The organism is Algiphilus sp. (assembly GCF_965216485.1).
Lineage (GTDB): Bacteria > Pseudomonadota > Gammaproteobacteria > Nevskiales > Nevskiaceae > Algiphilus.
Genome location: NZ_OZ244162.1, coordinates 3230230 through 3241927, shown reverse-complemented (window position 1 = coordinate 3241927; position 11698 = coordinate 3230230). Strand labels below are relative to the sequence as shown.

The window sequence follows — 11698 nt, the reverse complement described above, 5'->3', positions numbered from 1 at the left end:
CTGCCTCGGAGATGCTGCAGCTTGTGCCTGCGCAGCCGGAATCTCGGCTACTCTGAAGCTTGGCACTGCTTCGGAGCGCATCGTCATGGACTGGACGCGGTGGGACTTCCTTCCGGCAGTCGGGCTGCTCGCGGTTGCAAGCCTGGCTCTTGCCGACGACAGCGTGCCGCAGGGCGTGCACGACATCGCCTTGCACGCCAGCGACGGCACGCAGGTGGTGATTGGCCGCGTCGACTTTCAAACGGATGGCGATACGCCCCGCTTTGCACTCCACATCGACCGGTCGGTCTTCACCGACTACTTCCTTTCGATGCGTGAGTTCAAGTGCCTCAAGGGCGAAAACGAACTGCAGTGCCGCGTGCCGTATCCCTATGCCAGTCCGAATCACTTGCTGGACGGCGATCCGGTCTGGCTGGAGCACCAGCTGCTGTTCTTCTACAAGCCGCCCGATGACTTCGGTGCCAATCTGCGCAATGGCTTGATCTATTCGCTGGAACGCACCGCCGACGGCTACGAGGGCACGCCGACCATCGTCGATCTGGATGTGATTGCCGGACCGCCTGACAATCCTGACGACCCCCCCTTTCCCGACGCGCTGCGCTTCGAGGGCAATCCGGACGATCGCTGGTTTTCAAAACTCCGCATCGAGAAGCGCGCCGACTAGCACGTCCCGATCTCGTATTCGGCTGTCGGTCCGGTCCGGCTGACAGCGGCGCCCGCCACGCCCGCAAGCCATTACACTGCCTCCCTCGGAACCGCCAGGGAGTCACAGCCCATGTCCGTCAAGCGTTCGTACGTCGCGTTGATGATGAATGTCGTCAGCCGCGGTCTGATCGCGGCATCGCGCAGCGATGAAGAAACTCGTCGCGAATTCTCCGGTTTCCGGCCGGGCTATCGCTTTGCGATGACGGTCTATCCCTCGGGACCCGGTTTCGTATTGCGGGTCGGCGAGGGGGGGTATGTCGAACCGGACTCTGCCAACGCGGAGGAAGCCGATCTGGTGATCCGTTTCAAGCACATCGAGCACGCCTTTCTGGTGCTCTCCTTCCAGGAAGGCACCGCGCGCGCCTTTGCCAATGACCGCATGGTGGCCGACGGCAATGTCTCGGATGCGATCCGGCTCGTACGCTGTCTCAACCGGATGGAAAAGCTGATCCTGCCCAAGCTGGTGGCGACGCGCGCGGTGAAGGATTACGGAAAGGTGCCGATGGTCAGCAAGCTCTTGCGCGGCAGTCGCATCTACGGCCGCGTCGCAGCCAGTTTCGTCACGGGGAAATAAACGCAATGAGCAAGTCCTATTACGAGTTCTTCTGTCCAGTGAAGACCATCGCCGGTCATCAGGCGCTGGAACATGTGCCCTACGAACTTTCCGCTCTAGGCGCCAAGCGCCCGATGATCATTACCGATGCCGGCGTGCGCAAGGCGGGTCTGCTGGCGCCGGTGGAACAGGCTTTTGCCGAGGCTGGCACCGAGATCCTGGCGGTCTTCGATGATGTGCCGCCGGATTCCAGTCTGGAGACCGTACGCTCGGCTGCTGCGCTCTATCGCGACAACGACTGTGACGCGATCCTCGCCATCGGCGGTGGCTCGGTGATCGATACCAGCAAGGCGGCCAATATTCTGGTCACGCTGGGCGGCGATGAACTGGTGAAGTACTCCGGTGCGCACAATCTGCCGCATGCGCTGAATCCGCTGTTCGTGGTGCCGACCACCTCCGGCACCGGCTCGGAAGTCACCATGGTGGCGGTGGTCTCGGACAACGAGCGCGGCGTCAAGGTGCCCTTCACCTCCTATTTCCTGATGCCGAACGCCGCCGTGCTCGATCCGCGCATGACGCTGACTCTGCCTCCGCACATCACCGCGATGACCGGCATGGACGCGATGACGCACGCGGTCGAGGCCTATACCTGCATGGCAGCCAACCCGCTCAGCGATGCCTATGCCACCGCCGCCATCCGCAAGATCAGCGCCAACCTGCTGAAGGCATTGGAGACGCCGAAGGACCCTACCGTACGCCTGGAACTGGCGCAGGCCTCGACCATGGCCGGCATCGCCTTCTCGAATTCGATGGTGGGGCTGGTGCACGCACTCGGCCATTCTCTGGGCGCGGTCTGCCATCTTCCGCACGGGCTGTGCATGAATCTCTTCCTGCCCTATGCGCTGGAGTACAACCGCGACGTCAATGGCGAGCGCATCGGCGAGCTGTTGTTGCCGCTGGCGGGGGCGGAGGTCTATGCCGCTACCCCGGCCGGCCAGCGCACGGACAAGGTCATCCGGCATATCCGCGATCTACGTGATCAGCTCTACGAGCGTGCCGGTCTGGCCCGCACCTTGCGCGAGACCGGCAAGGTGCAGCGCAGTCAGCTGGAGGAGATCGCCACCCTCGCCATTGACGACGGATCGATCATCTTCAACCCCAAGGAAGCCGATCGCGACCAGCTCATGACCCTTCTCGAGCGCGCCTGGGGCTGAGCGGAGGTAACTACCATTCGGTAGCTTTTCTTGCACGCCGCGACACGGTTGTGTTTCGCTGAAAGCCTTCGCTGACGCGAGGCGTGCGGAATCCGGGCCGCCGGCCGAGCAGCGGCGGCATCCATACGGGCGTCTCGTACGTAGCGCAAAGAAGTGGGTGGAGACAGGCGGCTTCGCTTGCTCCAATCCCGGCTTCGCACACGAGTACAAGGGAGATTCCGGATGGAAAGCAGAAGAACAGGGACGCTGCGGCGGCGCGGTATGCAGTCGGCACTGCTGATGGGCGGTGTGTTGCTCGCCGGCCAGGCAATGGCTACCGACTACGTGGTCACCAATCTCGACGACGACGTCGCAACGGGCGACGGCATTACGCTGCGCGAGGCGGTCGAGGCTGCCCGCACCAACAGTGCCGTGGGTGACGCCCCGGCCGGCGAGGAAGACGGCGACACCATCGGCTTCGATCCGGGACTGCTGGACGTCAACGCGACGGTCACCCTCGATCCAGCGCAGGGGCCGCTGCGCATCAATGATGATCTCCTCATCGATGGTTCCGCCGATCTGCCGCCGATTACGGTCAGCATCGACGCCAACGGCATTCAGGCCTTCGTCATCGACGCAGCCGGTGGAGTCGGCAGCGCGCAGGCCGTATCCATCGCCAATCTCTCCGTGACCAACGGCAGCAGCGCGGACAACGGCGGCGCCATCGTGGTCAGTGCTGGCTCCAGCGTGTCGCTGGACGCGGTCGACATCAACAACAGCGTCGCCAACGGCATGGCGGCCAACCAGGGTGGTGGCGCGATCTACAACGCCGGCAATCTGACCATCAACGGCGGCGAGATCAGCAGCAATAGCGCGCCCATGGGTTCGGGTAGCGGCGGCGCCATCTTCAATGACGAAGGCGGAACGCTGGCGGTCACTGGGACGCTGTTCAACAACAACAGCGCGCAGCGTGCGGGCGGTGCCATCGAGGCGCGGGCCAACTCGACCACAACGCTTGATGACGTCACGCTCAACGCCAACGCCACCGGACCGATGCCCGGCAACGGGGGTGGTCTGCACATCACCGGCGCGGGTGACGCCACCATCACGGGCGGCGAGGTTTCCGACAACACCGCTGCGGCGGAAGGTGGCGGCCTGTGGAACGGCTTCGGAACGATGCAGATTACCGGCACGACCATTTCGGGCAATAGCGCCAGCGGTGACGATGCTGCCAACGGCGGCGGCGGCGTCTTCAATAATGAAGGCACTGTCACGATTACCGGCGCGACCATCAGCGCCAACAGCGCCGACGGCGACGCCGGCAGCGGTGGCGGCATCCTCAACAAGGGTTCCGATGTGCGCACCGGCTCCGTCACCGTCACCGACACTGCCATCACCGGCAACAGCTCCAATCGCGCGGGTGGGGGCATTGAGACCACAGGCGCGACCAGCACCACATTGAGCAATGTCACGCTGTCCGGCAACAGCACTGGCGATGCACCCGGAAACGGCGGCGGTCTGCATATTTCCGGCAGCGGCAACGTGAGCATCACGGGCGGCACCATCGATGGCAATACGGCTGCGCGCGAAGGTGGCGGCCTGTGGAATGGCGCAGGCCTGATGAGCGTGGACGGCACCGTCATCACCAACAACGAGGCGGCTGGTGCGGCCGCCGACGATGGCGGTGGCGGAATCTTCAACAACACCGGCCGGGTTGAGCTGAACGCGGTCACGATCTCGGGCAACAGCGCTACGGGCGCCGCCGGGAGCGGTGGCGGCATCTTCAACCTGGGGCCGGATTCGGCCATGCCCGATCGCGGCGTCGTGGTGGTCAGCGGCGGCGAAATCTCCGGCAACAGCGCGATTCGCGCCGGCGGCGGCATCGAGGCCACGCCTAACACCACCACCGACCTCTCCGGCGGGCTTGTGCTGAGCAACAATACCGCCGGGGCTGCTCCCGGCAACGGCGGCGGCATGCACATTACGGGCGCCGGCGACGCCAGCCTCAGCAATGTGACGGTGTCCGGCAACACGGCCTCCGCCGAGGGCGGCGGTCTGTGGAACGGCGCCGGCACGATGACGGTAGCCAACAGCAGCATTGCCAACAATATTGCCGAGGGCGCGGACGCGGATCAGGGCGGTGGCGGCCTGTTCAACCTGGCCGGTGCACTGCGCGTGACCGACTCGATGGTCACGGGCAACCGCGCTACCGGTGCCGCCGGCAGCGGCGGCGGCATTCTGAACACGGGCAGTGAGCTCACGGTGACCGGCGGTACGGTGAGCGACAACACTGCAGTGCGTGCCGGTGGCGGCATCGAGGACAACAACAGCGGTGGCGCCAGCAGCATCACGCTGACCCGGCTCAGCATGCAGGGCAACAGTGTCGGGCCAAGCCCGGGCAATGGCGGCGCCTTCCACGTCACTGGCGGGGACGCGACCATCCTCATCGACCGCTCCACCGCCTCGGGCAATACCGCGGCCAACGAGGGCGGTGGTCTGTGGAACTTCAGCGAAGCCGAGATGATCGTGGTCAACAGCACGATTTCGGGCAATGCTGCCAGCGGCAACGGTGGCGGTGGCCTGTTCAATCAGCCCACCGGCGACCTGACCCTGATCAACACCACGGTGGCGAACAATGACACCACCGGAGATGGTGGCGGTGTGCTCAATGCAGACACCGGTGTCGTCAGCCTTAGCAACAGCCTCATCGGCAGCAATACCGCCACTGGCGCCGGACCGGATATCAGCGGTGCGGTGAGTGCCAGCTTCACGCTCGTTGCCGACAGCAGCGGTGCCAGCATCAGCGGCAGCAACAACCAGAGCGACATCGATCCGATGATCGGCATGCTCGCCGCCAACGGCGGCAGCACCCAGACGCACGCACTCAACGATGGCAGCCCGGCCATTGACGCGGCCGACGATGCCGTGTGCGCCGGTATGCGCGTCAACGGGGTGGACCAGCGCGAGGTACCGCGCGAGGACGCCGCCGATGGCGGCTGCGATATCGGCGCCTTTGAGCGTGTGCCTGGTCCGGTTGCTGTGGCCACCAACAACCGCAGTGTCGATGAACTGACGGTCACGGCGGGTGATGTCGATGTGCCACTGCTGGCCTTCTCGCTCAGCAACCCTGTTGGCAGCGACGAAAACCTGCGCGTCGATGGCTTCAGCGGCGCGCTGGATAGCGTGGGCGACGTGCAGGGTCGGCTGAACAATCCCCGGCTCGTGCTCGATACCAACAGCAACGGGGTGGTCGACGGTGGTGAAAGCGTCGTTGCCGATGCCACGGTGAACCTGGACTTGGCCGCGGGCCGCTTCACGGTGACCTTCGACCCGCCGCGCGTCATCCCCGCGGGCGCTTCCGAGAGCTACCTGATCGCCGTCGACGTTGCCGCAGGCAACGTATCGAGCGCCGGCGCAATCAGCGAAAGCGGCAGCAGTCAGCTTGCCCTGCTCGCCGGCGGTGCGGGCGCACCCCTGCTTGCGCTCGGCATGATCGGCGCACCGCGCCGTCGGGGCTGGGTCGCCGCCGCCGCGGTGTTTGCCGCAGCTTGCCTGAGTGCCTGCGACGGGACTTCTCCGCGGTTGGGGGCCGACGACGGCAATCCGACGTCGGTGCGCGCCGCGCTCGATACCGTCGATGCCGAAGGGACCCAGACCGGGCTGCCACCGCAGGGCCTCGAACTACCGCAGGAAGGGCTGCGAATCATCTTTGACGACGGCTCCAGCGAGTAGGCTCTCTCCAAGAGATGTCGCATTGAGGCCACCAGCTCCGGCTGGTGGCCTTTTTTGTGCGCGCTGCAGGTCAGGCGGCGTGCAGTACCTCGCGCAGCCATTCGCAACTGGCGTCGACCTCGCTGCGGCCGCTGGCAAGTAGCGTGAAGAAGGTCACGAAGCCGTGGATCGTATCCGCGTGATGCGCGCGCTTGACCGCTACGCCGGCCTTTTCCAGTACATCGGCATAGGCCTGGCCTTCATCGCGTAGTGGGTCGTATTCCGCGGTCACCACACGGGCAGGCGGCAGTTGGTCGAAACGGGTGGCCAACAGCGGGGATGCGTGCGGGTGATCGCCCGCGGCATCGCCCAGGTAGTGCGCGGCGAAGTTCTCGACATCCGCTCGGGTCAGCAGATAGCCCTCGGCGTTGTCCTGCATCGAGGCGGTGGGGGTGTCGCCAACCGCCGTGGCGGGATAGATCAGCAACTGCCCGCGCACGGCTGGACCGCCTTCGTCGCGCAGTCGTTGCGCCGTGACCGCCGCCAGGTTGCCTCCGGCGCTGTCACCGCCCAGAGCGATGCGTGCACCATCCAGTCCCAGCTGTTCGGCCTGCTGAGCAATCCAGCGGGTCGCATCCAGGCAGTCCTCGCTGGCGGCTGGGAAGCGGTGCTCCGGGGCGAGACGGTACTCCACCGATACCACGGCGCAGTCGCTCCCCGCACATAGAGCGCGGCATAGGCTGTCGTAGGTATCGATATCGCCGACGACGAAACCGCCGCCATGGAAATAGATGAGCACGGGCGGTGGACCCTCCGGTTCGGCCGGCAGGTAGAGCCGGGCCGCAATGCGTGCCCGCGGCGTGGTGATCTCGAGCTCGCGGGTGCCACCAATCTCGGCGTCGTCCGCGGGTAGCAGGGCAAAGAGCTGACGATAGGCAGCCCGAGCGTCCTCTGGCGCGAGGGTATGAAAGGGAGGTGCGCCGCCGGCCTCCAGTTGGTCAAGAAAGGCGCGAACGTCCGGGGCAAGGGCCAATGGCGATCTCCTAGGCCGTTTATGGGTTGGCCAGCCAGCGTACCTCAGCCGACCCTACCCTTTGTTGTAGTACGTCCCGGCAGCCGAATTGTTTAGACTGCCGGCTTCGAATCATCGGCCCGTCCGGCACCACGCACGGTTGCGGGCCGCCGCAGGGAGAACTCCATGAAGCAATCCGCAGGCGCCCGGTTTCGTGCTGCGCTCCAGCAAGAATCACCCTTGCAGGTCATCGGCGCGATCAACGCCAATCACGCGCTGCTCGCCACCCGGGCCGGCTTTCGCGCTATCTACCTCTCCGGGGGCGGGGTGGCGGCGGGTAGCCTGGGCCTGCCGGATCTGGGCATCACCGGTCTGGAGGACGTGCTGGTCGACGTGCGCCGCATCACCGACGTCTGCGATACCCCCTTGCTGGTGGATGTGGACACGGGCTTCGGCGCCAGCTTCTTCAATGTGGCGCGGACCACGCGTGCAATGATCAAGGCCGGCGCGGCGGCGATGCACATCGAGGATCAGGTCGGCGCCAAGCGCTGCGGACACCGTCCGGGCAAGGAGATCGTCTCCAAGCAGGAAATGGTGGATCGGGTGAAGGCCGCCGCTGACGCACGTACGGATCCGGACTTCGTGATCATGGCGCGCACCGACGCGCTGGCGGTGGAAGGGCTGGATGCGGCCATCGATCGCGCCGCGGCCTGTGTCGAGGCCGGCGCCGACATGATCTTCCCGGAAGCGATGACCGAACTCGACATGTACAAGCGCTTCAGCGACGCGGTCGGGGTGCCTGTGCTGGCCAACATCACCGAGTTCGGCAGCACGCCCTTGTTCACCGTCGACGAGCTGGAATCGGCCAATGTCAGCCTGGTGCTGTATCCGTTGTCGGCCTTCCGCGCGATGAACAAGGCGGCGCAGACGGTCTACGAAGCCGTCCGGCGGGATGGCACGCAGAAGCAGGTCGTCGACCAGATGCAAACCCGCGCAGAGCTGTACGACTCGATCGGCTATCACGCCTACGAGGACAAGCTCGACGCCCTCTTTTCCAAGCAGTGAGGCGGCAAGCGCCGTCCCCTCAGCCATTGCAGGAGATGCACTCATGAGCGATACCGAGAAGAAATCCGGCCCCAAGCCGAAGAAGTCCGTCGCGCTATCCGGCGTCACCGCGGGCAACACCGCACTGTGTACGGTGGGTCGCAGCGGTAACGATCTGCACTATCGCGGCTACGACATCCTGGATCTTGCCGAGTACTGCGAATTCGAAGAAATCGCCTACCTGCTGATTCACGGCAAGCTGCCGACCGACGCCGAACTCTCCGCCTATAAGGTCAAGCTGCGCCGTATGCGCGGCCTGCCGGTGGCGGTGACCGACGTGCTGGAGGCGCTGCCGGCCTCTTCGCACCCAATGGACGTGATGCGCACCGGCGTCTCCGCCCTTGGCTGCGCCCTGCCCGAGAAGGACGATCACAATACCGCCGGCGCGCGCGACATCGCCGACCGCCTGCTCGCCAGCCTCGGTTCGATGCTGCTGTACTGGTATCACTTCAGCCATAACAGCAAGCGCATCGATACCGAGACCGACGACGATTCCATCGGCGGGCACTTTCTGCATCTGTTGCACGGCGAACCGCCGAGCGAGGCCTGGGAGCGTGCCATGCACACCAGCCTCATCCTCTACGCCGAGCACGAGTTCAACGCTTCCACGTTCACCGCGCGCGTGGTGACCGGGACCGCCGCCGATTTCCACTCCGCCATCTGTGGTGGTATTGGCGCGCTGCGCGGTCCCAAGCACGGCGGCGCCAATGAAGTGGCCTTCGATATCCAGCAGCGCTATGACAACGCGGACGAGGCCGAAGCCGATATCCGCAAGCGCGTGGAGAACAAGGAAGTCATCATCGGCTTCGGTCATCCGGTCTATACGGTGGCCGACCCGCGCAACAAGGTGATCAAGGAGATTGCGCGCAAGCTGTCCGAGGAACAGGGCAACAAGAAGATGTATGACATCGCCGAGCGCATCGAGTCGGTGATGTGGGACATCAAGAAGATGTTCCCCAATCTCGACTGGTTCAGCGCGGTGAGCTACTACATGATGGGTGTGCCCACCGCCATGTTCACCCCGCTCTTCGTCATCGCGCGTACTGCGGGCTGGAGCGCCCACATCATCGAACAGCGCCTCGACGGCAAGATCATCCGTCCTTCGGCCAACTACACCGGCCCGGAAGATCGCAAGTTCGTTCCGATCAAGAAGCGTAAGTAGTCTGCGCCACCTTGCCGGCCCGCCGCTTGCTGCGGCGGGCCGCCTCGGAACCTCATGGAAGCCTTCGCACTCTCCGCAGTGCTGATTGCGCTTGCCGAAATCGGAGACAAGTCACAGCTGATCGCGCTGGCCCTGGCTGCGCGCTTTCGGCGCCGGGTGGCGGTGGCCGGCGGCATTGCGCTGGCAGCACTCGCCAGTCATGCGCTCGCGGGCGTCGTCGGCGTGTGGCTTGCCAGCCATGTGGCCGACGGCATGCTGCGCATCATCATCGCCGTGGGCTTCTTCGGCATGGCCTTGTGGATGCTGTGGCCAGAGGCGGACGATGCGGACACCCCCCCCGAGACGCCCGGCCTCGCGCGCAGCGCGCTACTCGCTACCCTGGTGCTGTTCTTCGTGGCGGAACTCGGGGACAAGACGCAGCTCGCCACGGTGGGCTTGGCGGCACGTTTCGAGGACGCTTCGCTGGCTGTCATTGGCGGCAGTGCCCTGGGTATGACACTGGTGAACGTGCCAGTGATCTGGCTCGGGCATCGCTACGCGACGCGCCTGCCGGTACAAATGCTGCATCGTGTGAGCGCGGCCCTGCTTGCCGTGCTGGGACTGCTGACGCTCTGGCTGGGCTGACAGCCCGCCGACCCACACACGGGGGAGCTGCATTCGGTACATTGCGCCTTCATTTCCTAGGCGGGTTCCATGACGGCACTCTCCGACTGGCAGGCGGCCGGCACGGTCATCGACTTTCGCGGCCACCGCATCTTCTACCGCCAGCACGGCCGCGTGGGGTCTGGCGCGCGTGCCCTGGTGTGCATCCACGGCTTTCCCACCGCCTCGTGGGACTGGCATCGGCTCTGGCCGCAGCTGATCGAGGCCTTCGATGTCGTGATCGCGCCGGATATGCTCGGTTTCGGCTTTAGTGACAAACCACGCGGGCATCGTTACCGCATCCACGAGCAATGCGATCTGCACGAGCATCTGCTGGCTTCATTGGGGATCGAAGAAGCCACCGTGCTCGCGCACGACTACGGGGACACCGTGGCGCAGGAGTGGCTGGCGCGCCTGATTGACGGCCGTGCCACCGTCCGCCCGGTTGCCATGGCGCTGCTCAACGGCGGCCTCTTTCCGGAGACCCATCACGCCCGTCTGGTGCAGAAGCTGCTGGCCTCGCCCGTTGGGCCGTGGCTGGCTGTGGCCATGGGCAAAGCCAGTTTTGCGCGCAGTCTGTGTGCGGTCTTCGGCGGCAGCACGCAGCCCAGTCCGGAGGAGTTGGATGTCTTCTGGACGCTGGCCTCGCGCGACGGCGGCAAGGCTGCCATGGCGCGCCTGATCTATTACATGGCCGAACGGCGCGACCAGCGTGCGCGCTGGGTGGGTGCGCTACAGCATTCGCCGATTCCGCTGCGCGTCATCGACGGTCTCGACGATCCGGTCTCGGGCGCGCACATGGTCGAGCGGTATCGCGCACTGGTGGCGCAGCCGGATGTCGTGGAACTGCCCGGCATCGGGCACTACCCGCAGGTGGAAGCGCCGGCGCAGGTGCTTGAGGCGCTCCGCAACTGGCCGCCGTTCCTGGCAGGCGAGGCGCGCGCATGATCAGCCTGCGCAGCATCCTCGTCTTTCATGCGCTGTTCGCACTGCTCGCCTTTGGCGCGGTCCTGCTGGCGCCCGCCGCGGTTTATGGCTGGGTGCTGCTGGCAGCGGTGCTCGGCTATCACGTGGCCAGCCTGGCCTGGGCGGCCGGGCGCGGCGATCGCGAGTGGCTTCGCCTCTGGTTCTATCTGCTGCCGTTGTCGATGGCGCAGGTGGTGCCGGACTGGATCCTGTCGGAGTGGGTGGGCAGCCTGGTCTTCCATGACCACGGCATCCCGCGCATCGGTGCGGTGCCGGTGTATATGGCCGGCATGTGGTCGATCCCGCTGTTCCTGACCGTGGCGCTTGCCCGTCAGGCGAGACTGCCCGCGCTGCGGGCCGTCCTCGCCGTGGTGCTCGCGTTGCTGCTCTTTGCCTCCTCGGAGTGGTATGCGCATCCGCTCGCGCTCTGGCATGCCGTTGGCGTGGAGCACAGCGTCTGGGGCGTGGCGCTCTATGTACTGCCCCCGGAAGCGGCGTTGGGACTGGCTGCCTGGTGGGGCTTCGAGACCACCCGAGGGCGCGGCATCGTGCCGCAGCTGTTGGTGGCGCTCGCCACCAGTGTCCTCTACACCGGCATGCTCATCACCAGCTACTTCCTGATCGAATATGGCGCGACCCTCTGATTCTTC

At 65.4% G+C, this 11698-nt stretch carries 10 protein-coding genes; 9 read left to right on the top strand and 1 reads right to left on the bottom strand.

Annotated features, from left to right (window positions below):
- Positions 1 to 85: 85 nt before the first annotated feature.
- The 4 genes from ACOOFO_RS14965 (at position 86) to ACOOFO_RS14950 (ending at position 6183) form a co-directional block, all read left to right on the top strand.
- Positions 86 to 664, top strand: a complete 579-nt coding sequence (locus ACOOFO_RS14965) for a hypothetical protein (RefSeq protein WP_420427550.1) — start codon at positions 86 to 88, stop codon at positions 662 to 664.
- Positions 665 to 775: 111 nt separating this feature from the next.
- Positions 776 to 1279 (top strand): hypothetical protein, encoded by a 504-nt coding sequence (locus ACOOFO_RS14960; protein WP_420427549.1) that lies wholly within the window; start codon positions 776 to 778, stop codon positions 1277 to 1279.
- Positions 1280 to 1284: 5 nt separating this feature from the next.
- A complete protein-coding gene (locus ACOOFO_RS14955) occupies positions 1285 to 2472 on the top strand; it encodes an iron-containing alcohol dehydrogenase (protein ID WP_420427548.1) in 1188 nt (395 codons plus the stop codon).
- 222 nt (positions 2473 to 2694) lie between these two features.
- Positions 2695 to 6183 carry a beta strand repeat-containing protein gene (locus tag ACOOFO_RS14950; RefSeq protein ID WP_420427547.1) on the top strand — a complete coding sequence of 1163 codons (3489 nt, stop codon included), beginning with the start codon at positions 2695 to 2697 and terminating at the stop codon, positions 6181 to 6183.
- A 70-nt stretch (positions 6184 to 6253) separates the two neighbouring features.
- Here ACOOFO_RS14950 and ACOOFO_RS14945 read toward each other — a convergent pair whose 3' ends face one another.
- The gene (locus tag ACOOFO_RS14945; protein ID WP_420427546.1) at positions 6254 to 7195 is read right to left on the bottom strand and encodes an alpha/beta hydrolase; all 942 of its coding nucleotides are present in this window, start codon (positions 7193 to 7195) and stop codon (positions 6254 to 6256) included.
- A 165-nt stretch (positions 7196 to 7360) separates the two neighbouring features.
- Here ACOOFO_RS14945 and prpB point away from each other — a divergent pair, with 165 nt between their 5' ends.
- From prpB to ACOOFO_RS14920, 5 genes are all read left to right on the top strand, one after another.
- On the top strand, positions 7361 to 8239 hold the full coding sequence (gene prpB / locus ACOOFO_RS14940) for a methylisocitrate lyase (RefSeq protein ID WP_420427545.1): 879 nt from the start codon (positions 7361 to 7363) through the stop codon (positions 8237 to 8239).
- Between the two features lie 43 nt (positions 8240 to 8282).
- The gene (gene prpC / locus ACOOFO_RS14935) at positions 8283 to 9440 is read left to right on the top strand and encodes a bifunctional 2-methylcitrate synthase/citrate synthase (RefSeq protein ID WP_420427544.1); all 1158 of its coding nucleotides are present in this window, start codon (positions 8283 to 8285) and stop codon (positions 9438 to 9440) included.
- 54 nt (positions 9441 to 9494) lie between these two features.
- Entirely contained in the window at positions 9495 to 10064 is a 570-nt protein-coding gene (locus ACOOFO_RS14930) for a TMEM165/GDT1 family protein (protein ID WP_420427543.1), read from the top strand.
- Positions 10065 to 10133: 69 nt separating this feature from the next.
- Entirely contained in the window at positions 10134 to 11030 is an 897-nt protein-coding gene (locus ACOOFO_RS14925; RefSeq protein WP_420427542.1) for an alpha/beta fold hydrolase, read from the top strand.
- Entirely contained in the window at positions 11027 to 11692 is a 666-nt protein-coding gene (locus tag ACOOFO_RS14920) for a DUF6989 domain-containing protein (protein WP_420427541.1), read from the top strand. Before ACOOFO_RS14925 ends, ACOOFO_RS14920 begins: the two co-directional genes overlap by 4 nt.
- Positions 11693 to 11698 lie beyond the last annotated feature (6 nt).

Excerpts from the sequence above, each read along its gene's own strand:
- ACOOFO_RS14965 (WP_420427550.1), top strand. The coding sequence starts at position 86 with ATGGACTGGACGCGGTGGGACTTCCTTCCGGCAGTCGGGCTGCTCGCG.
- ACOOFO_RS14960 (WP_420427549.1), top strand. The coding sequence starts at position 776 with ATGTCCGTCAAGCGTTCGTACGTCGCGTTGATGATGAATGTCGTCAGC.
- ACOOFO_RS14955 (WP_420427548.1), top strand. The coding sequence starts at position 1,285 with ATGAGCAAGTCCTATTACGAGTTCTTCTGTCCAGTGAAGACCATCGCC.
- ACOOFO_RS14950 (WP_420427547.1), top strand. The coding sequence starts at position 2,695 with ATGGAAAGCAGAAGAACAGGGACGCTGCGGCGGCGCGGTATGCAGTCG.
- prpB (WP_420427545.1), top strand. The coding sequence starts at position 7,361 with ATGAAGCAATCCGCAGGCGCCCGGTTTCGTGCTGCGCTCCAGCAAGAA.
- prpC (WP_420427544.1), top strand. The coding sequence starts at position 8,283 with ATGAGCGATACCGAGAAGAAATCCGGCCCCAAGCCGAAGAAGTCCGTC.
- ACOOFO_RS14930 (WP_420427543.1), top strand. The coding sequence starts at position 9,495 with ATGGAAGCCTTCGCACTCTCCGCAGTGCTGATTGCGCTTGCCGAAATC.
- ACOOFO_RS14925 (WP_420427542.1), top strand. The coding sequence starts at position 10,134 with ATGACGGCACTCTCCGACTGGCAGGCGGCCGGCACGGTCATCGACTTT.
- ACOOFO_RS14920 (WP_420427541.1), top strand. The coding sequence starts at position 11,027 with ATGATCAGCCTGCGCAGCATCCTCGTCTTTCATGCGCTGTTCGCACTG.